This window comes from Peribacillus sp. RS7 (assembly GCF_041956845.1).
Lineage (GTDB): Bacteria > Bacillota > Bacilli > Bacillales > DSM-1321 > Peribacillus.
In genome coordinates this window covers 1,855,256-1,873,743 of sequence record NZ_CP168135.1, presented here as the reverse complement: position 1 = coordinate 1,873,743, position 18,488 = coordinate 1,855,256, and the positions used below count along the sequence as shown (strand labels likewise).

20 protein-coding genes are annotated in these 18,488 nt (G+C 41.8%); 19 read left to right on the top strand and 1 reads right to left on the bottom strand.

The features are described 5' to 3' along the window. Positions 1-264: 264 nt before the first annotated feature. On the bottom strand, positions 265-795 hold the full coding sequence (locus tag ACDZ29_RS09610) for a DUF2529 domain-containing protein (RefSeq protein WP_375090745.1): 531 nt from the start codon (positions 793-795) through the stop codon (positions 265-267). 317 nt (positions 796-1,112) lie between these two features. Here ACDZ29_RS09610 and ACDZ29_RS09605 point away from each other — a divergent pair, with 317 nt between their 5' ends. From ACDZ29_RS09605 to glyA, 19 genes are all read left to right on the top strand, one after another. Next, complete coding sequence (locus tag ACDZ29_RS09605) at positions 1,113-1,484, top strand: response regulator (protein ID WP_034315860.1); 372 nt, start codon at positions 1,113-1,115, stop codon at positions 1,482-1,484. A gap of 246 nt (positions 1,485-1,730) precedes the next feature. Then, a complete protein-coding gene (locus tag ACDZ29_RS09600) occupies positions 1,731-2,588 on the top strand; it encodes a class II fructose-bisphosphate aldolase (protein ID WP_214744241.1) in 858 nt (285 codons plus the stop codon). 192 nt (positions 2,589-2,780) lie between these two features. Then, positions 2,781-3,431, top strand: a complete 651-nt coding sequence (fsa, locus tag ACDZ29_RS09595; protein ID WP_289314296.1) for a fructose-6-phosphate aldolase — start codon at positions 2,781-2,783, stop codon at positions 3,429-3,431. A 211-nt stretch (positions 3,432-3,642) separates the two neighbouring features. Continuing rightward, positions 3,643-4,926, top strand: coding sequence for a UDP-N-acetylglucosamine 1-carboxyvinyltransferase (locus ACDZ29_RS09590; protein ID WP_125159891.1), 1,284 nt, complete (start codon positions 3,643-3,645; stop codon positions 4,924-4,926). A 97-nt stretch (positions 4,927-5,023) separates the two neighbouring features. After that, entirely contained in the window at positions 5,024-5,986 is a 963-nt protein-coding gene (glpX, locus tag ACDZ29_RS09585; protein ID WP_289327062.1) for a class II fructose-bisphosphatase, read from the top strand. A 328-nt stretch (positions 5,987-6,314) separates the two neighbouring features. Continuing rightward, positions 6,315-7,604, top strand: a complete 1,290-nt coding sequence (gene rho, locus ACDZ29_RS09580) for a transcription termination factor Rho (protein ID WP_289314298.1) — start codon at positions 6,315-6,317, stop codon at positions 7,602-7,604. Positions 7,605-7,753: 149 nt separating this feature from the next. After that, positions 7,754-7,954: a 50S ribosomal protein L31 gene (rpmE, locus tag ACDZ29_RS09575; RefSeq protein ID WP_053348458.1), complete on the top strand. Its 201-nt coding sequence runs from the start codon at positions 7,754-7,756 to the stop codon at positions 7,952-7,954. A gap of 137 nt (positions 7,955-8,091) precedes the next feature. Further along, positions 8,092-8,697 (top strand): thymidine kinase, encoded by a 606-nt coding sequence (locus ACDZ29_RS09570; protein WP_289314299.1) that lies wholly within the window; start codon positions 8,092-8,094, stop codon positions 8,695-8,697. Between the two features lie 236 nt (positions 8,698-8,933). Then, positions 8,934-9,389, top strand: coding sequence for a hypothetical protein (locus ACDZ29_RS09565; RefSeq protein WP_375090744.1), 456 nt, complete (start codon positions 8,934-8,936; stop codon positions 9,387-9,389). Between the two features lie 164 nt (positions 9,390-9,553). Beyond that, positions 9,554-10,624: a peptide chain release factor 1 gene (gene prfA, locus ACDZ29_RS09560; protein WP_289327411.1), complete on the top strand. Its 1,071-nt coding sequence runs from the start codon at positions 9,554-9,556 to the stop codon at positions 10,622-10,624. Beyond that, on the top strand, positions 10,617-11,486 hold the full coding sequence (gene prmC, locus ACDZ29_RS09555; RefSeq protein ID WP_375091123.1) for a peptide chain release factor N(5)-glutamine methyltransferase: 870 nt from the start codon (positions 10,617-10,619) through the stop codon (positions 11,484-11,486). The genes prfA and prmC overlap by 8 nt, the downstream gene beginning before the upstream one ends. Positions 11,487-11,635: 149 nt before the next feature. Next, the gene (gene spoIIR / locus ACDZ29_RS09550) at positions 11,636-12,565 is read left to right on the top strand and encodes a stage II sporulation protein R (RefSeq protein ID WP_370016870.1); all 930 of its coding nucleotides are present in this window, start codon (positions 11,636-11,638) and stop codon (positions 12,563-12,565) included. Positions 12,566-12,851: 286 nt separating this feature from the next. Next, entirely contained in the window at positions 12,852-13,901 is a 1,050-nt protein-coding gene (locus ACDZ29_RS09545; protein WP_289327059.1) for an L-threonylcarbamoyladenylate synthase, read from the top strand. 75 nt (positions 13,902-13,976) lie between these two features. Beyond that, complete coding sequence (locus ACDZ29_RS09540) at positions 13,977-14,543, top strand: manganese efflux pump MntP family protein (RefSeq protein ID WP_289327058.1); 567 nt, start codon at positions 13,977-13,979, stop codon at positions 14,541-14,543. A 144-nt stretch (positions 14,544-14,687) separates the two neighbouring features. Further along, on the top strand, positions 14,688-15,131 hold the full coding sequence (locus tag ACDZ29_RS09535) for a low molecular weight protein arginine phosphatase (protein WP_375090743.1): 444 nt from the start codon (positions 14,688-14,690) through the stop codon (positions 15,129-15,131). Positions 15,132-15,178: 47 nt separating this feature from the next. Beyond that, positions 15,179-15,394 (top strand): hypothetical protein, encoded by a 216-nt coding sequence (locus tag ACDZ29_RS09530; protein WP_375090742.1) that lies wholly within the window; start codon positions 15,179-15,181, stop codon positions 15,392-15,394. A gap of 167 nt (positions 15,395-15,561) precedes the next feature. Further along, positions 15,562-16,008 (top strand): ribose 5-phosphate isomerase B, encoded by a 447-nt coding sequence (rpiB, locus tag ACDZ29_RS09525; protein ID WP_375090741.1) that lies wholly within the window; start codon positions 15,562-15,564, stop codon positions 16,006-16,008. Positions 16,009-16,092: 84 nt separating this feature from the next. Next, positions 16,093-16,686 (top strand): TIGR01440 family protein, encoded by a 594-nt coding sequence (locus ACDZ29_RS09520; RefSeq protein ID WP_289314308.1) that lies wholly within the window; start codon positions 16,093-16,095, stop codon positions 16,684-16,686. Positions 16,687-17,052: 366 nt separating this feature from the next. Continuing rightward, positions 17,053-18,294: a serine hydroxymethyltransferase gene (gene glyA, locus ACDZ29_RS09515; RefSeq protein ID WP_375090740.1), complete on the top strand. Its 1,242-nt coding sequence runs from the start codon at positions 17,053-17,055 to the stop codon at positions 18,292-18,294. Positions 18,295-18,488 lie beyond the last annotated feature (194 nt).

Sequence of the window (18,488 nt, the reverse complement as noted above, 5' to 3'; positions counted from 1 at the left end):
TTGTACAATTTGGACGTTGATTTCCATTCCAGGCACTCGCTTTCCATGGGCAGTCATGGAGCCTCCTCGGCTTGCGCCTGCGGGGTCTCCCTTAGACGCGCTTTCCCCGCAGCAGTCTCGCACACCCGCTCCAATCAACTTTGTTACAACATTAGATAGCAATCATACTTGAGGAGTTGAAGGTGTTGCTATGGGTCAGTTGGCTCGGGAACATCATTTGAAGGAAGTTATATTTCCCGAACCCCTTTTTAGATGATGAATTTATCATTCTTCATCTTCATATTCTTTTATGATTTCTTCAAGAGTGAATTTAATCCCATGATAAGCGAAAAGAGCGGCAATGAGGGTAGGGTACCCATATCGATTTCCAGTTTCATCAGGAATCAATCCTCGTTGGATACGTAAATCTATATGTACGTCAGCCAACTCTAAAAGTGAATCTTCTTTAGAAGGAACGGATGTAGAAACCGCAACAAATGGTATATCTTTTTCCTTTAGTTGTTTTGCCAGCATCAAAGCTTCAAAATCATCCGAATGGCGACTGAATATAAGGAATCGATCTTCCCCGGAAATAGTTTCTACTGATTCATATCTTTGTGCCTTAGGGAAGGGTTCTGCCCCATCTAAAGCCTCGGCAGTGACGCCCTGCATTTCACCAATACCGTGAATGAACACAGTGCCATCCCCAACTACAGCCTGAGCCAGCAAGCGTCCGGCATCCTCCATTTCAAAGGCTTCATTATCAATCATTTTTTTAAATAAACCGCTTATCTGTGTCGAGAAAATTTTTAACATGAGTAGGGACTCCTTTAAAAAATAATATACTTAATTATAAAGGACTTTCCCTTGCATTGACAGGTTTCAGGGCTTTTGATCCAAAGGGCTGAATTTACAAAATCGGTCGAAAAAACAAAAAAATTAAAAATCCTTTTAGCCATATAGCAGGAATTTTGTTACAATTATCGAATATGAACATAGAAATCATGAATGAAATCAATGCGTTGGACTACATGTGATTTGACGCAATCTATGTAACTACCCTTTTTCGGGTAATATGGCCGATTCGGCTAATACATTTAATTTTGTAAATCGGGAAGGGGAGAGGTGATAAAATGCCAGGGAAAATATTGATTGTTGATGATCAATTTGGGATTCGTATTTTATTGAACGAGGTTTTACATAAAGAAGGGTATGAAACATTTCAAGCTGCAAATGGCATTCAAGCCTTGGAAGTGCTAAATAACCATTCACCTGATCTTGTATTACTGGATATGAAGATTCCGGGAATGGATGGAATTGAGATCCTGAAAAGGATGAAAGTGGTCGATCCGGACATCCGGGTCATAATCATGACCGCATATGGTGAACTTGATATGATCCAAGAAGCAAAGGATTTGGGTGCAATGACCCACTTTGCAAAGCCGTTTGATATTGATGATATTAGAAAAGCCGTTCGTGAATACTTACCGATTCAATCTAGTTAACGGTCTTGAAAATTCAATATTATTGACGAAAGAATTGCCGCGGCTATCTTTTTAAGAGGGCCGTGTTTTTTTTGGAATAAAATTTGAGGCTTGGCATAGTGTATTTGTTGCTGTTTTTTTGATGTATTGATATGCTAAAAGAGGAGAGATATTCTGATTTATAAGCGTATGCTACTTTAGTTTTAGGGAATATCTAGAAAGAATTAACTTTAAAAATAATAACATCCACTAGTAGGAGGAAATCAAATGCCTTTAGTTTCTATGAAAGATATGCTGAATAAAGCTCTTGATGAAAAATATGCAGTAGGTCAATTCAATATCAATAACCTGGAATGGACCCAAGCTATCCTAGCTGCTGCAGAACAAGAAAAATCTCCAGTCATCCTTGGTGTTTCCGAAGGGGCTGCCCGTCACATGGGTGGTTTTAAAACGACTGTCATGATGGTTCAAGGATTGTTGGAAGACATGAAAATCACTGTTCCTGTGGCCATTCACCTTGACCATGGTTCAAGTTTTGATAAATGTAAAGAAGCTATCGAAGCTGGATTCACTTCAGTAATGATCGATGCTTCACACCATCCAATCGAAGAAAATATCGAAACAACCAAGAAGGTTGTCGAATTCGCTCACGCACGAAATGTTTCGGTTGAAGCGGAAGTGGGCACGGTTGGCGGACAAGAAGATGATGTAATTGCTGATGGAGTCGTATATGCAGATCCTCAAGAATGTGAACAGTTAGTTAAAGAAACGAATGTCGACTGTTTTGCTCCAGCATTGGGATCCGTTCACGGACCGTACAAAGGTGAACCTGACCTAGGCTATAAAGAAATGGAAGAAGTACGGGATTTAACGAACAAACCTCTTGTTCTTCATGGCGGTACAGGCATTCCTACGAAAGATATCCAAAAAGCGATTTCTCTTGGAACATCAAAAATCAATGTGAATACGGAAAATCAAATTGTGTTCACAAAAGCTGTTCGTGAAGTTCTGAATAACGATGCTGAAGTATACGATCCTCGTAAATTCATGGTTCCTGGCCGTGAAGCTATTAAAGAAACTGTCATCGGCAAAATACGTGAATTTGGTTCAAACGGCAAAGCATAATTTTTCAACTGCAGCATAAGGGTTCCATCCCTTTGCATGTAAGATGCCATAGGTAATGTTTCCATTGGGGGGGGCACCTCCCCTAATGGTTTCTTTTAGATGCAGGGCTGAATCCAAGCTCTATTTTTTGAAGAATTAGAATTCAGATGCATATAGGGAAAGAAAAAATCGATTACATACGGAGGCTATTTTATGAAATTCTTTATAGATACAGCAAACATGGAAGAAATCAAACAAGCGCACGAACTGGGCGTTTTAGCTGGAGTTACGACTAACCCGTCCCTTGTTGCAAGAGAAAAGGGAGTTTCTTTCCATGACCGGCTAAAAGAAATCACAAGCCTTGTTAAGGAATCCGTTTCTGCAGAAGTCATTGCGCTTGATTTTGAAGGAATGATGGCTGAAGCCAAAGAACTTGTTGCGATTGCACCTAATATCACGATTAAAGTACCAATGACTCCAGACGGTTTGAAGGCTGTTGCAGCTCTTACAAAACAAGGTGTCAAAACAAATGTCACCCTTATTTTCAGTGCTAACCAAGCATTATTGGCAGCTAGGGCAGGAGCGACTTATGTATCACCATTTTTAGGACGCTTGGATGACATCGGCCAAAATGGTTTGGATTTAATTTCGGATATTGCTGACATATTCGCGATCCATGATATCAATGCTGAAATCATTGCAGCTTCTATCCGCCATCCGATGCATATTACAGAAGCGGCTCTTAAAGGGGCACATATTGCAACGATCCCTTATAAAGTTTTAATTCAATTATTCCACCACCCATTAACGGACAAAGGGATTGAAGCTTTCTTGAAGGATTGGAATTCACGTACTGAAGCATAATGCCTTGCCGCTAAGTCACTATAGATTGCACCGTTTAAATAAAATTAACATAAATTAGAAATTTTTATCTTTTTTTTACATGAATTTTCTACTTTTGTGTAAACTAAAGAACTAGATAGTGAATGTTGTCGGATTATGAAATTCTCCTGTGGTAAAATATTACTTTTTTTGAAAGTAGCATCTAAGTGCTTAGCGTGGAAGGGAGTTTATTATGGAAAAACTTAAAATTGCCGGTGGCTATCCTTTAAAGGGAAGCATTCGTGTCAGCGGAGCAAAAAATAGTGCGGTCGCCCTTATCCCTGCAACAATTTTAGCGGACTCTCCCGTAACGATTGAAGGCTTGCCTGATATCTCGGATGTTCAGATGCTGAAAGAGTTAATGGAGGAAATTGGCGGTGAGGTATCCTTTGATGATGGGGAAATGACAGTGAATCCCAGCAGGATGATTTCAATGCCTCTTCCAAATGGAAGAGTTAAGAAGTTACGCGCCTCTTATTATTTAATGGGGGCAATGCTTGGTAAATTCAAAAAGGCAGTGATTGGTTTGCCTGGAGGCTGCCATTTAGGACCTCGCCCAATAGATCAACATATTAAGGGGTTCGAAGCACTAGGCGCACAAGTGACGAATGAACAAGGAGCCATTTACCTTAGGGCGGACGAGCTACGGGGAGCACGCATTTATTTGGATGTCGTTAGTGTAGGGGCAACGATCAATATTATGCTTGCCGCCGTTTTGGCCAAAGGCCGCACTGTGATTGAAAATGCTGCGAAAGAACCGGAAATCATCGATGTTGCCACTTTGTTGACCAATATGGGAGCGAAAATCAAGGGGGCAGGAACGGATATCATCCGTATTGATGGTGTGGAAAGTTTGCATGGGTGCAAACATACAATCATACCGGATCGGATTGAAGCCGGTACTTTCATGATTTTAGCCGCTGCTGTCGGTGAAGGAATCTTGATCGACAATGTCATTCCCCAGCATTTGGAGTCATTGACTGCCAAAATGAGGGAAATGGGGATTAATATTGAAGCCGGTGATGATCAGATATTTGTTTCACCGGGAGAAAAATATAAATCCGTTGATATCAAGACGTTGGTTTACCCTGGATTTCCAACAGATCTTCAGCAGCCTTTCACTTCTCTTTTAACAAAAGCCAGCGGTTCTAGCATGGTGACCGATACGATATACGGGGCACGATTCAAGCATATTGATGAACTGCGACGCATGAATGCGAAGATCAAAGTCGAGGGCAGAGCGGGCATCATTGATGGTCCTGTCCAACTTCATGGGGCAAAAGTGAAGGCAAGCGATTTACGTGCCGGAGCAGCTCTGGTAATTGCCGGTTTAATGGCTGAAGGGATTACAGAAGTGACCGGGCTTGAACATATAGATCGCGGATATAGCCATCTGGTTGAGAAACTTTCAGGTTTGGGAGCAACGATTTGGCGTGAAGAAATGACGCAAGAAGAGGTGGAGCAGCTTAAAAGCTGATCCCTTTTCTTGTTACCTCATTGTGTTACTATATATGATATAATGTGTTATACTAATATAAATAAATCATGCTAGTGTACATGAGGGGGAACCGGAAATGGAAAGAAGTTTATCGATGGAGCTTGTTCGCGTAACAGAGGCGGCGGCACTAAATTCTGCTCGTTGGATGGGAAGAGGAAAGAAAGACGAAGCAGATGATGCAGCAACAACTGCAATGCGGGATGTTTTCAATACTATTCCCATGCAAGGGACGGTTGTAATCGGTGAAGGGGAAATGGATGAAGCGCCAATGCTTTATATTGGTGAGAAGCTTGGTACTGGTCTTGGGCCACTAGTGGATGTTGCAGTTGATCCTTTGGAAGGAACGAACATCGTTGCATCTGGCGGCTGGAATGCATTGGCTGTATTGGCGATAGCCGATAAGGGGAACTTGCTTCATGCCCCGGATATGTATATGGATAAAATAGCTGTCGGTCCCGAGGCTGTTGGTCAAATTGATATCAATGCTTCTGTGTTGGACAACCTGAAAGCGGTAGCCAAGGCAAAAAATAAAGATATCCAAGACGTAGTCGCAACAGTATTGAACCGCGACCGCCATTCGAAAATCATTCACGAACTTCGTGAGGCTGGGGCACGTATCAAGTTGATCAACGATGGAGATGTAGCCGGTGCCATCAATACGGCTTTCGATCTTACCGGTGTTGACATCTTATTCGGATCTGGCGGAGCTCCAGAGGGAGTTATTGCAGCTGTTGCCTTAAAATGCCTCGGAGGGGAAATTCAAGGTAAGCTTCTTCCTCAAAGTGATGAAGAAGTTGAACGCTGTTTAAAAATGGGCCTTGATGTAGGAAGAGTCCTGAGAATGGAAGACCTTGTTCGCGGAGATGACGCGATTTTTGCTGCGACAGGTGTGACTGATGGAGAACTTTTACGCGGTGTACAATTTAAAGGGCATTACGGCGAAACACAATCCGTAGTCATGCGTGCTAAATCTGGTACCGTTCGTTTCATTGATGGACGCCACAGTCTTAAAATTAAACCGAATGGTTTGATTGACTGAGAACGTTTTTTAGAAAGTATCACCGATAAAAAGCGAGCGGTTTCATCGCTCGCTTTCTCTTTTAAAAAATTTAAGTTGAATAATTAAAATAAAAAAAGTAAAATAAAGCTTGGTCTACTATTAATTGATTTAGATATATAAAATCTGCCCTTTCACTCCAAACTTCAAGAAGCCTTCAAATAATTTTCTTCTTTACATGTAAAAATGTATCATCCTTTCTAAGAAAACTCTGGTCGGGTACATGGATTGCGGTTTTTCTTCCATCTAACAAACCATTTCTTTTTCAGTATGGGTGAAAACGTTTAATTAATAAAAGTGTGGTGTCATAATGAATTTAACTATTTCTAATTTAGAAAACATGAAACTAAAGGATCTCTATGAGCACGCGCGTGAATATAAAGTTTCCTATTACAGCAAACTTTCAAAAAAGGAACTTATTTTCGCTATCCTGAAAGCACAAGCTGAGCAGGATGGTCTCCTATTCATGGAGGGCGTTTTAGAGATCATCCCTTCTGAAGGCTTTGGATTCCTGCGTCCAATTAATTATTCTCCAAGCTCGGAGGATATTTATATTTCCGCTTCCCAGATCCGCAGATTCGATTTGCGAAATGGAGATAAAGTGTCCGGTAAGGTAAGGCCTCCAAAAGAAAATGAGCGCTATTATGGATTGCTGCATGTTGAAGCCGTCAATGGCGATAATCCGGAATCAGCTAAAGAGCGTGTTCATTTTCCAGGTTTAACACCGTTGTATCCAAACAGGCAAATCAAACTGGAAACGACACCGAAGAACATATCAACTAGAATTATGGATGTCCTGGCACCGGTCGGTTTTGGACAGCGTGGGTTGATTGTCGCACCGCCAAAAGCTGGTAAAACGATGCTCATCAAAGAAATTGCCAATGCGATAACCACGAACCATCCTGAATCCGAATTGATTGTGCTGTTGATCGATGAACGCCCGGAAGAAGTGACGGACATTGAACGTTCCGTTGCTGGAGACGTGGTAAGTTCAACGTTCGATGAAGTGCCGGAGAACCATATTAAGGTAGCTGAGCTAGTGTTAGAACGGGCTATGCGACTTGTGGAGCATAAGCGGGATGTAATCATTTTAATGGACAGCATCACTCGACTTGCCCGTGCTTACAACCTTGTCATTCCGCCGAGCGGGCGTACATTATCCGGAGGGATTGACCCTGCTGCATTCCATCGTCCAAAACGCTTCTTCGGTGCGGCAAGGAATATCGAGGAAGGCGGCAGCCTGACGATCCTTGCTACAGCATTGGTAGATACGGGTTCAAGAATGGACGATGTCATTTATGAAGAGTTTAAAGGTACGGGTAATATGGAACTGCATTTAGATCGTGCACTTGCCGAAAGACGTATCTTCCCTGCAATCGACATTCGTCGCTCAGGCACTCGTAAAGAAGAATTGTTAATTCCGAAAGATCGCCTGGATAAACTATGGGCCATTAGGAAAACGATGTCGGATTCACCTGATTTCTCAGAGAAATTCCTTCGCCGTCTAAAACAGACAAAAGGCAATGAAGAATTTTTCAGTAAGTTGGATGAAGAAATGACAGAAATGAAAAAGGGACCAGCGAGCGTAAAACGTTCTTAAACAGTGAAAGAAACAAACTGTTGCACAACTAGTCTTAAGTTGCTATAATGAGTTCATGTGTTTTTACAATAAATGTGAGAGTGTTTTTCCCTCACCTTGAAGTATATAACTCTGTTTCGAATGATTCAGGGCAGAAGGAGCTGAAAAGAATGAAAACTGGAATTCATCCAAATTATAAACTTTCAAAAGTATCTTGCTCTTGCGGAAACACTTTTGAAACTGGTTCAGTTAAAGAAGAGATCAAAGTTGAGACTTGTTCAGAGTGCCATCCATTCTATACTGGTCGTCAAAAATTCGCTGAAGCTGGCGGACGTGTTGATCGTTTCAACAAAAAATACGGTATTAAATAAGCCGGACTTTTTAAAAACAGGCAAGTATTTTTCTTGCCTGTTTTTTCTTTTCTGTAAACAAGTAAGAATTTATATAAAGCCGGGTCCACTTCAATTATGGCCAAGGGATCGACAGGTGGAAGGGAGTAGCTGTTTCCATGTATGTAATGAAACAAACAGGCTGGATCGAGCTTATTTGCGGAAGCATGTTTTCAGGTAAGTCTGAGGAATTGATTAAACGAGTCAGCCGTGCTCAATTTGCTAAAGAGCAAATAGCTGTATTTAAACCAGCTATAGATAATCGCTATGCGGAAGAGGCTGTCGTATCACACAATGGCTCTTCTGTGATGGCAAAACCGATTGCCCATTCAACGGATATTTTTAAGTGTTTGGACAAGCCCTTGGATATCATTGCAATAGATGAAGTTCAATTTTTTGATCATGAAATTATCGGGGTTGCCCAGCATCTTGCGGACAGCGGTTATCGAGTGATTATGGCTGGACTCGATCAAGATTTCAGAGGTGAACCATTCGGTCCTATGCCCGTTCTATTATCGCTGGCAGAATCAGTGACTAAGCTACAGGCCGTGTGTGAAGTGTGCGGATCTCCTGCGAGCAGGACACAGCGGTTGATAGATGGGGCGCCGGCCTCCTATGATGAGCCGATCATCCTTGTGGGTGCATCGGAATCATACGAGCCCCGCTGCCGCCATCATCACGAAGTTCCAGGTAAGCAAGCTGTTGGGATTAAAGAACATATTTGAATGATGGTGCCCTATGATCCGATGAGATCTTAGGGTACTTTTTTTTGAAGAAATGGTTATCATAGCGGAAAGTGAGTTTATTCTAAAGGCGGTAAGATCTACGTAAAAAGACTGCTGAAGGTATTCAGGTGGTAAGACCAATACATGGAAGGGAAATAAAAGATAAATACTGCCCCATTTTGGGAAGGCTAACAAGGAAATGTTCTTCTTAACTAGTCAAAATGGAGGGAAAAAATATGAAATCAAAACTGTTTTTTATGACGGCCTTTCTTCTTGCTGCACTAACGGCATGCGGCCAGAATGACAATGCAATAAATAATGATTCGGAATACGGTGATCAATCCCGGGATGGCAAGGATTTTGTTGGCAATGGTTTAAATCGTGTGTCCAATAATGATTGGGATAATGAAGCGGAACGTCCATCGGATCAAGTCCTCAACACACCGCATCATACATCCAATAATTCTCCATCCATGGGGCAGGAAATTGATGAAATCAGAGGTATCATTAAATCGGAAACTAATTATGAGGCAGGCTCCGTTTGGTTTAATGGCAATACCATACATGTTACGGTCCATGATAACGGCGAAATCAAGACGGAAAAAGAAAGAAATAAGGAAAAGCAGCGAATTCAAGGCATGATAACCAAGGTTGTGCCCCAATATAATATAGATGTTGATTTAAAGAAATAACCACAATTTTGAATCCTCTTTGACGTTGATTATTCACCTATACTATAATTAACCTAGAAGTGAACTGAGCTGGGGCACTGAACTACTTATTTATAGTTAGAAAAGATGGATTACTTCCAATACGTTTCATGGAGATGTTTTGGAAAATTTATGAGGTGAATAATTTGTTTGATCGATTGCAAGCAGTAGAAGATAGATATGAAAGATTGAATGAACTATTAAGTGACCCGGAGATCATTAATGACTCTAAGAAGCTAAGGGAATATTCCAAGGAGCAATCCAGTATTCAAGAGACGGCATCGGCTTATAAAGAATATAAAGCGGTTCGTGAGCAACTCCAGGAAGCCAAGGCGATGCTGGAGGACAAACTTGATGCTGATATGCGCGAAATGGTTAAAGAAGAGATCAATGAACTTGAAGAGACCATACAAGGCCTTGAGGATAAACTGAAAATATTGCTCATTCCTAAAGACCCTAACGATGATAAGAACGTAATCATGGAGATCCGCGGAGCGGCAGGCGGAGACGAGGCGGCCTTATTTGCAGGTAGCCTATACCGAATGTATAGCCGTTTTGCTGAGGTTCAGGGTTGGCGGACTGAAGTCATTGAAGCAAGTCCTACAGGGCTTGGAGGCTACAAGGAAATCATATTCATGATTAATGGAAATGGCGCTTATTCAAAATTGAAATTCGAAAATGGAGCCCATCGCGTTCAGCGAGTACCTGAAACTGAATCAGGTGGACGGATTCATACTTCTACAGCCACGGTTGCCGTTTTACCGGAAGCTGAGGAAGTGGAAGTCGAAATCCATGATAAGGATGTTCGTGTCGATACCTTTGCGTCAAGCGGTCCTGGAGGGCAAAGTGTCAACACGACCATGTCAGCGGTGCGATTGACACATATTCCGACGAATACGGTTGTATCTTGTCAAGATGAAAAATCACAAATCAAGAACAAAGAAAAAGCAATGAAGGTTTTGCGTGCCAGGGTGTATGATAAAATTCATCGCGAAGTGCAGGCTGAATATGACCAAAATAGAAAGCTTGCTGTTGGAACGGGCGATCGATCCGAAAGGATTCGCACGTATAACTTCCCGCAAAACCGCGTTACCGACCACCGTATTGGTTTAACGATTCAAAAGCTGGATCAAATCATGGAAGGTAAACTGGATGATGTCGTGGATGCTTTAATCATGGAAGACCAATCTTCCAGGCTGGAAAATGCAGATGAATAATTCTGCCTTGAAAGTGTTTGAAGCCCTTAAATGGGCTTCTTCTTTTTTAAAGGAAAATGATCGTGACGCCAATGCAGGGGAGATCCTGTTACAGCATTTTTTAAAACTAACGCGCTCCCAGTTACTGGCCAACCTTCATGATGAGCTCAGTGAAGCGGATTTTGGACAATTTAAGGCAGCAGTTGAGCTTCATGCTGATGGAACGCCCATCCAATATATAATAGGCAGTGAAGAATTTTATGGACGGACCTTCTTTGTGAATGAAGAAGTGCTGATACCGAGACCTGAAACAGAAGAATTGATTTATTATACATTACGTAAGCTTCCGGCCGTTTTTATGGAGGGACAGAAGCTCCGTTTAGCGGATATTGGGACAGGCAGCGGTGCAATCGCCATTACGATGAAGCTTGAAAAATCAAACTTGTCGGTGACGGCCACGGACATAGCAGATCCTTCACTTGAGGTAGCGAAGAAAAATGCCGAATCACTTGGTGCCGAAGTGCAGTTCGTGCAAGGTGATTTACTTCAGCCGTTGATTAACATAAACCAGAAAGTGGACATCCTTTTATCTAATCCGCCATATATACCAAATGATGATCAAAAATCCATGTCTGTAGTCGTAACGGGTCATGAACCCCATCGTGCATTATTTGCGGGTATCGATGGTCTGGACTTTTACCGCCGCTTTATGGAACAGTTACCTCTGATCATGGAGGTGCCTGGACTGATCGGTTTTGAAGTGGGCACTGGGCAGGGCCAGGCAGTTGCCGATTTATTGAAGCGGGCTTTTCCTGCCGCAGAAGTATCCGTTGTAAATGACATTAACGAAAAAGATCGAATGGTCTTTGCTGAATTAAAATGATTCGTCTCCCTATGCGAGACGGATTTTTTTATATGGACATCCCTCATTATCGATTTGGAATCTATATTTCCAGCATCAATTTTTTTATTTTTACTAGTTTAAGATAGCTGGAAAATGGTGAGACTAATTCATGTGAGGGGGCGAAGGCGATGAAAACTAAACATTTAGCCATTATTTATCTATTAATCTTAACAATAGGAACGATTGTAAGTATATATATGCCTAAAGCGGAGATGGTCGGTGCAGAAGAAACGATGGTAATTCCGGATGAGGCGATTCGTCTGAGGATACTTGCTAATAGTGATACAGAAAAGGATCAAGCGGTTAAACGGCTGATTAGGGATCAGGTAAATGAAGATATCACAAAATGGGTCGAGGAGCTTACTTCATTGGATGAAGCGAGGGATGTGATCACCTCGCATCTACCGGATATTCAAGCCACGGCTGAGGCAGTTATAAAGGAACATGGTTTGGAACAGTCAGTAAAAGTGGATTTTGGACAAGCCGAATTTCCGACAAAACTTTACGGGCAGTATTTATATCCGGCAGGGGATTATGAAGCTGTGATCATCACACTTGGTGAAGGGGAAGGGGCTAATTGGTGGTGTGTGTTATTTCCTCCACTATGTTTCTTGGATTTTTCAAATGGAACGGCTGTAAGTCAAAGTCCGATTGTCGAGGATGAAGATGAAGAATCTGTAACTTCGGAAGGGAAGGCTTATGCTGCAACGAATGAGGAGAAAGAACCTGTTCCAGAGGAAGCGGTTGAAGAAGAAGTACCGGATGAAAAGGTAAAAGGGCCAGAGGCAGTAGTTGAAGAAGAAGCAATTGAGGAAAGTGTGGAAATACCACAAGAAGAGGTAAAAGAAGAGGTTATAGAGCCAGAAGTAAAAGGAGAAGTGACAGAAGAAAAAGGTATGGATGAAGTAACGGAGGAAGTGATTGATGGGAATGTAGGTGAAAACAAGGTTAAACTTGCGGCATCCACTGAACAAGGTCAACAATTATATGAAGGGGAAAAGGAGCCAGAGGTGGAAGTGAAGTCCTTATTTGCAGAAATCCTAAATGATCTTTTTTAAAAAGAGGGGGGCCCTCTTTTTTATGATCAGATAATTTTGAAAACATATCCACAGGGTTATTAACAAAAAATCAAAAAAGTCTGTCATTAATCATTAATATCCACAAACTTATCCACGGTTTCGGTATGGTTATCCACATTTTGTGGATAACACTTGAATTATGTGTATACTTCTTTTATACTTTCAAAGTATCTTTCAAGTAAAATTAGGACGATAAGTTGATAATACCGTTCATATAAATGCGATTATATAAAATAAGAAATGTTAAAAGGCGATGGTGTTTAAGATGAAAACGAAAGTTTGGTCAGTGGATAAAGATGTGGATAATTTACAAAGTTATCCCCAGATTACACAATCAGCTGAATTATTAAAGGATAATCAAGTGGTTGCTTTTCCTACAGAGACCGTTTATGGACTTGGAGCGAATGCCAAAAGTGACGAGGCAGTCAAAAAAGTGTTTGAAGCAAAGGGGCGTCCGAGTGATAATCCATTAATCGTTCATATAGCCTCAGCTGATCAGTTGTCAGGTATTGTAGAGGAGATTCCTGATCAAGCACGGAAGCTGATGGCTGAGTTTTGGCCGGGTCCTTTGACTTTGATCATGAAACGAAAACCGGGCCAGCTATCGAATCTTGTGACAGCTGGATTGGAGACGGTGGCTGTCAGGATGCCGGATCATCAGGTTGCACTCGGGCTAATTCGTGCGAGTGATTTGCCCATTGCAGCTCCAAGTGCAAATACTTCAGGAAAACCAAGTCCCACTTCAGCTAAACATGTTGAAGATGACTTGATGGGCCGGATTGCAGGTATAGTCGATGGCGGGACTACGGGTGTGGGCGTAGAATCAACAGTGCTTGATTGCACAGTGGAAGTCCCTGTTATTTTAAGGCCTGGCGGGGTGACTCTGGAACAGCTGGAAGCTGTCATTGGAGAAGTCAGGCAAGATGTCGCTTTGAAGAATCAGGAAACGGCGCCAAAAGCTCCGGGCATGAAATATACCCACTATGCTCCGAAGGCCCCTCTATACTTAGTCAAGGGTAATCAAGATTTCCTTCAGAAACTTGTGGATGAAAAAAGAAGTGACGGGTTAAAGGTAGGCATCATAACGGCTTTAGAGCATCAACAGTACTATCAAGCGGATTATGTGGTTGTCCCAGGTTCATTAGCGGATTTACATACAGTTGCCACAGGCTTATATGATACTTTACGACAGTTTGACGAGCTGGAGGTCGATATCATTTTTAGTGAAATGTTTCCTGAATGTGGGATCGGAGCCGCTGTCATGAACCGTCTTGAGAAGGCAGCAGGTCATCAAATCATCGAGGAACATGTGTAATAAGGACTGATTTATTCTTCTAATTCTTTTCGGACATGCATAACATGTAGTAGGCACGTCCGAGGGAGGATTGGAATGAATACATTTGCTGGGGAAATCATCACCTTATTGCTCATGGCATTCGCGTTGGGAATGGATGCCTTTTCCGTCGGCCTTGGAATGGGAATGTTTAAGCTAAGGTTAAGGCAAATATTTTTTATAGGGCTGATAGTAGGTATTTTTCATATTTGGATGCCCTTGCTTGGTATGGGGGCAGGCCGTTTCATTTCAGAAAAATTCGGGACCTTTGCTACGTATGCCGGCGGTCTATTGTTGATCATTCTTGGTATCCAGATGTTTATCCCGGGTAAAAAGGGAGAAGCTGGTATCAGGGAAAATAAGATGCTGGCTCCGGTCGGGAAAGGTCTATTCATTTTTGCTTTAGGTGTAAGCCTGGATAGCTTCTCGGTAGGGTTAACCCTGGGTATTTACGGTGCAAAAACGATTTTAACCATTCTTTGTTTTGGGGTGGCTGCCACTTTTTTAACGTGGGCAGGGCTTTTACTGGGTAAAAAAATGCAAGGGTTGCTCGGGGTGTATAGTGAGATTCTTGGCGGAAGCATCCTGTGTGCATTTGGATTGAAATTATTATTCTCTTTTTAATTCACTTGACTTCATACCTTTCCTTCCTCAACTGTTCCGATTACCGGGGCGGTTTTTATTTTTTCTTATGATATCAAGAGTGCTTATTTTTTTGACTATAAAGAACGGGCTATAGCTTATAATGTATAAAAAGGAGGCGTTAAAATGATACGAGTATTATTTGTATGTACGGGCAACACATGCAGAAGCCCCATGGCAGAAGCGATATTAAAAAACAAGAATATTAAGGGTATTGAAGTGAAGTCCGCTGGCGTTTATGCTTCAGCCGGCCAGGATGCTTCATTGCATGCTAAAAATGTATTGATTGAAAATGAAATAGTGCATAATCATCATTCAACGCCTTTATCCGAGAAGGAAATGGAGTGGGCTACTCATATTTTCACCATGACGGAAGGGCATAAAGCGGTCATCATCCGTACATACCCCAAGATGATCGGTAAGACTTTTACTTTGAAAGAATTCGTTATTGACGATAAATATGACAGGGACATAATGGATCCGTTTGGCGGTTCTGAAGGCATTTATCAAGAGACGTTCAAGGAACTGCAGGAACTAATAGAAGAATTAGTCATAAGGCTCAAAGAGTAAATGAAGAAGCCCAAAAAGGAACGGGTACGGAGATAGCGATAGAAGGAATGACAAAAACGGTACATAATGTGGCCGCTGCAGTAAAAGATATTACTGAGCTTGTTGACGATCGAGTCGAAAGTGTAGAATCAAGGCAGTCCCAAGAAGTGGTTGCCATTGCAGAAGAAATATCTGCTGGAGCGGAAGAAGTAACGGCTAGGCAAGCGAACAAGCAATTGTCATGGAAAAAGTCGAAAAATCGGCGATTGATCTTAAAGTGCTAGCGGAAAGGTGAACCGGACGATTACACGCTTTCACACTTGGCATTTTTTCAGCAGGAAACCTGAGTTGGTTTCCTGCTTCTTTGAGGTCAGAAAAAGGCTGGCCATCCTTTATCTTTTCATAATTTTGTGACACAATAAAATCAAATAAAAGTTAGAGGAGGATTTTGATGAAAGTTGCGATTGCTTCGGATCATGGTGGTATACATATCCGTGAAGAAATAAAGAATTTAATGACTGAGTTACAGATTCCATTTGAAGATTTTGGCTGTGAATGCAGTACTTCAGTGGATTATCCTGATTATGCCTTGCCGGTTGCTGAAAAAGTGGCACAGGGTGAGTTCGATCGGGGTATTTTAATCTGTGGCACTGGAATTGGAATGAGCATTGCAGCCAATAAGGTCAAAGGGATACGATGTGCACTGGTTCATGATGTCTATAGTGCGAAATTGACCCGTCAGCATAATGATACCAATATGTTAGCGATGGGTGAACGTGTCATTGGCCCGGGTCTTGCCAGGGAAATTGCACAAACATGGCTGACTTCGGAATTTGAAGGCGGGCGTCATCAAAACAGGATCGGAAAGATAGCGGAGTATGAAGGTAAACACAGCTAATCGTTAAGGTTTTGGAAAAAAGGATCTAGAGGGATCTCCCTTTTCTTCCGATAGCAAGTTTTCTTATTGAAAGGATGCGTTTTCATGACAAGTGATGCTACATTTTCAAATGAGCTTGAGATATGGGAAAACCAGTTTCGGAAACTATTATTTGAGTTTCAAGAAGAGGCAGCTTTAAAAGAGAAGCAGCTACTGGTAATCGGTTGCAGTACAAGTGAAGTGATCGGAAAACGGATCGGTACTGAAGGGACCCTCGACGTTGCGGGGATGATTTTTTCCGTAGTGAACGATTTTCAAGAAAAAACGGGTGTTCAGGTTGCATATCAATGTTGTGAGCATCTAAATAGGGCATTGGTTTTGCAAAGGGAAATCGCGGTTCGAAACAATTATGAAGAAGTTTCGGTTGTACCTGTCAGAACAGCTGGGGGATCGATGGCGACGTTCGCCTATCAACAATGGAAAGATGCTGTCGTCGTTGAGCGCATTAAAGCGGACGCAGGGATAGACATTGGGGACACCTTCATTGGCATGCATTTGAAGCATGTGGCGGTTCCAGTTCGATCTGCAATTAAAGAGATAGGACATGCACATGTGACCATGGCAAAAACCCGCCCGAAACTAATTGGCGGGGAGCGGGCCGTTTATCAGGACATCCCTGAAAACAAGAGTTGCATTTAATGGGTGAGACAGCATTTCTCGGATGGGGAATGCTGTTTTCTAATTGAATGTAGGCAAAATCGTAAAGCTCAAGTAGGGTTCACAAAAAAAACTTTATTTTGTGGTGCTAATAGAATGGTGATTTTACTCATTAAATATAGGGTTAAAGAGCTATTTAACATGTTTTAGATGTTAAATACGAACATTTTTAAATGAAAAAACATTTAATGTTCGACAAAAATAGACTATCGCTTCTAAATTAGACATGTTAAAATGGAGTAGAATTTTCTAATAATTATTGGTAAGGCTTTTTCATGCTTTCCTGAAGGCATGTTGCACATAAAAACTAAAAAGCGAATCACGCACAATTTGAGGAGGAATTACGGAATGAATCGTTTAGCAAAGCAAGATGAGCAAGTGTTTAACGCAATTCAACTGGAATTAGGGCGTCAAAGAAGTAAAATTGAGCTTATTGCTTCTGAAAACTTCGTGAGTGAAGCTGTCATGGAAGCTCAAGGGTCGGTCCTGACTAATAAGTATGCAGAAGGATACCCTGGAAAACGTTACTATGGCGGATGTGAGTATGTCGACATCGTTGAAGATCTTGCACGTGAGCGTGCGAAAGAAATTTTCGGCGGGGAGTATGTGAACGTACAGCCTCACTCTGGAGCTCAAGCCAATATGGCCGTTTACTTTACAGTGCTTCAAACTGGCGACACAGTGCTTGGGATGAACCTTTCACATGGAGGTCACTTAACACACGGAAGTCCAGTTAACTTCAGTGGTGTTAACTACAATTTTGTTGAATATGGTGTCGACGAAAAAGATCACCGTATCGATTACAATGATGTATTGGAAAAAGCGCGTCAGCACAAACCGAAATTGATCGTAGCGGGTGCAAGTGCATATCCACGGGAAATTGATTTCAAGCGATTCCGTGAAATTGCAGATGAAGTCGGTGCTTATTTAATGGTCGATATGGCTCATATCGCAGGTTTAGTTGCGGCTGGATTACATCAAAGCCCAATTCCTTATGCTGACTTTGTAACGACAACCACTCATAAAACACTTCGCGGACCACGCGGGGGGATGATCATCTGTAAAGAAGAATTCGGTAAGAAGATCGATAAATCCATCTTCCCTGGAATTCAAGGCGGTCCATTGATGCATGTAATATCCGCTAAGGCTGTTGCATTCGGAGAAGCGCTTCAAGATGAATTTAAAGTGTATGCACAACAAATCATCGACAATGCTAAACGCTTGGGCGAAGGTTTAAAGAAAGAAGGATTCACCCTAGTTTCTGATGGAACGGACAATCACTTGATTCTTCTTGATGTGCGCTCTACTGGATTAACGGGAAAAATCGCTGAACATGTTTTGGATGAAATCGGTATTACCGTTAACAAAAATGCGATTCCATATGATCCGGAAAAACCATTCGTTACGAGTGGTATTCGTATTGGGACTGCGGCAGTGACATCACGTGGCTTCGGACTGGAAGACATGGATGAAATAGCTGCAATCATCGGACTTGTTTTGAAAAATAATGAAGACGTTGCTAAGCTTGAAGAAGCAAAACAGCGTGTTGAATCATTATCGAACAAATTTGAATTATATCCTTCATTGTAATAACGGAGCCGCTCCCTTTTAAAGGGGGCGGTTTTTTTGCACCTTATAGAGGTTAGTATGTTAGAAGAGTCCGAATAGTGAAAATAGGTCTGACATCTAAACCTTTATTGAAGATTGAAACGTTTTTCTGTAAAATAGGTTGAAGTGAATTTTAAAAGGACACGAAAAATTTTTCTATTCGATTAGGGAAATCA

Coding starts and splice junctions, on each gene's coding strand:
- ACDZ29_RS09520 (WP_289314308.1), top strand. CDS start 16,093: ATGACAAGTGATGCTACATTTTCAAATGAGCTTGAGATATGGGAAAAC.
- ACDZ29_RS09570 (WP_289314299.1), top strand. CDS start 8,092: ATGTATGTAATGAAACAAACAGGCTGGATCGAGCTTATTTGCGGAAGC.
- ACDZ29_RS09565 (WP_375090744.1), top strand. CDS start 8,934: ATGAAATCAAAACTGTTTTTTATGACGGCCTTTCTTCTTGCTGCACTA.
- spoIIR (WP_370016870.1), top strand. CDS start 11,636: ATGAAAACTAAACATTTAGCCATTATTTATCTATTAATCTTAACAATA.
- glyA (WP_375090740.1), top strand. CDS start 17,053: ATGAATCGTTTAGCAAAGCAAGATGAGCAAGTGTTTAACGCAATTCAA.
- ACDZ29_RS09590 (WP_125159891.1), top strand. CDS start 3,643: ATGGAAAAACTTAAAATTGCCGGTGGCTATCCTTTAAAGGGAAGCATT.
- ACDZ29_RS09535 (WP_375090743.1), top strand. CDS start 14,688: ATGATACGAGTATTATTTGTATGTACGGGCAACACATGCAGAAGCCCC.
- rho (WP_289314298.1), top strand. CDS start 6,315: ATGAATTTAACTATTTCTAATTTAGAAAACATGAAACTAAAGGATCTC.
- ACDZ29_RS09610 (WP_375090745.1), bottom strand. CDS start 795: ATGTTAAAAATTTTCTCGACACAGATAAGCGGTTTATTTAAAAAAATG.
- rpiB (WP_375090741.1), top strand. CDS start 15,562: ATGAAAGTTGCGATTGCTTCGGATCATGGTGGTATACATATCCGTGAA.
- ACDZ29_RS09545 (WP_289327059.1), top strand. CDS start 12,852: ATGAAAACGAAAGTTTGGTCAGTGGATAAAGATGTGGATAATTTACAA.
- ACDZ29_RS09540 (WP_289327058.1), top strand. CDS start 13,977: ATGAATACATTTGCTGGGGAAATCATCACCTTATTGCTCATGGCATTC.
- glpX (WP_289327062.1), top strand. CDS start 5,024: ATGGAAAGAAGTTTATCGATGGAGCTTGTTCGCGTAACAGAGGCGGCG.
- ACDZ29_RS09600 (WP_214744241.1), top strand. CDS start 1,731: ATGCCTTTAGTTTCTATGAAAGATATGCTGAATAAAGCTCTTGATGAA.
- rpmE (WP_053348458.1), top strand. CDS start 7,754: ATGAAAACTGGAATTCATCCAAATTATAAACTTTCAAAAGTATCTTGC.
- ACDZ29_RS09530 (WP_375090742.1), top strand. CDS start 15,179: ATGACAAAAACGGTACATAATGTGGCCGCTGCAGTAAAAGATATTACT.
- ACDZ29_RS09605 (WP_034315860.1), top strand. CDS start 1,113: ATGCCAGGGAAAATATTGATTGTTGATGATCAATTTGGGATTCGTATT.
- fsa (WP_289314296.1), top strand. CDS start 2,781: ATGAAATTCTTTATAGATACAGCAAACATGGAAGAAATCAAACAAGCG.
- prmC (WP_375091123.1), top strand. CDS start 10,617: ATGAATAATTCTGCCTTGAAAGTGTTTGAAGCCCTTAAATGGGCTTCT.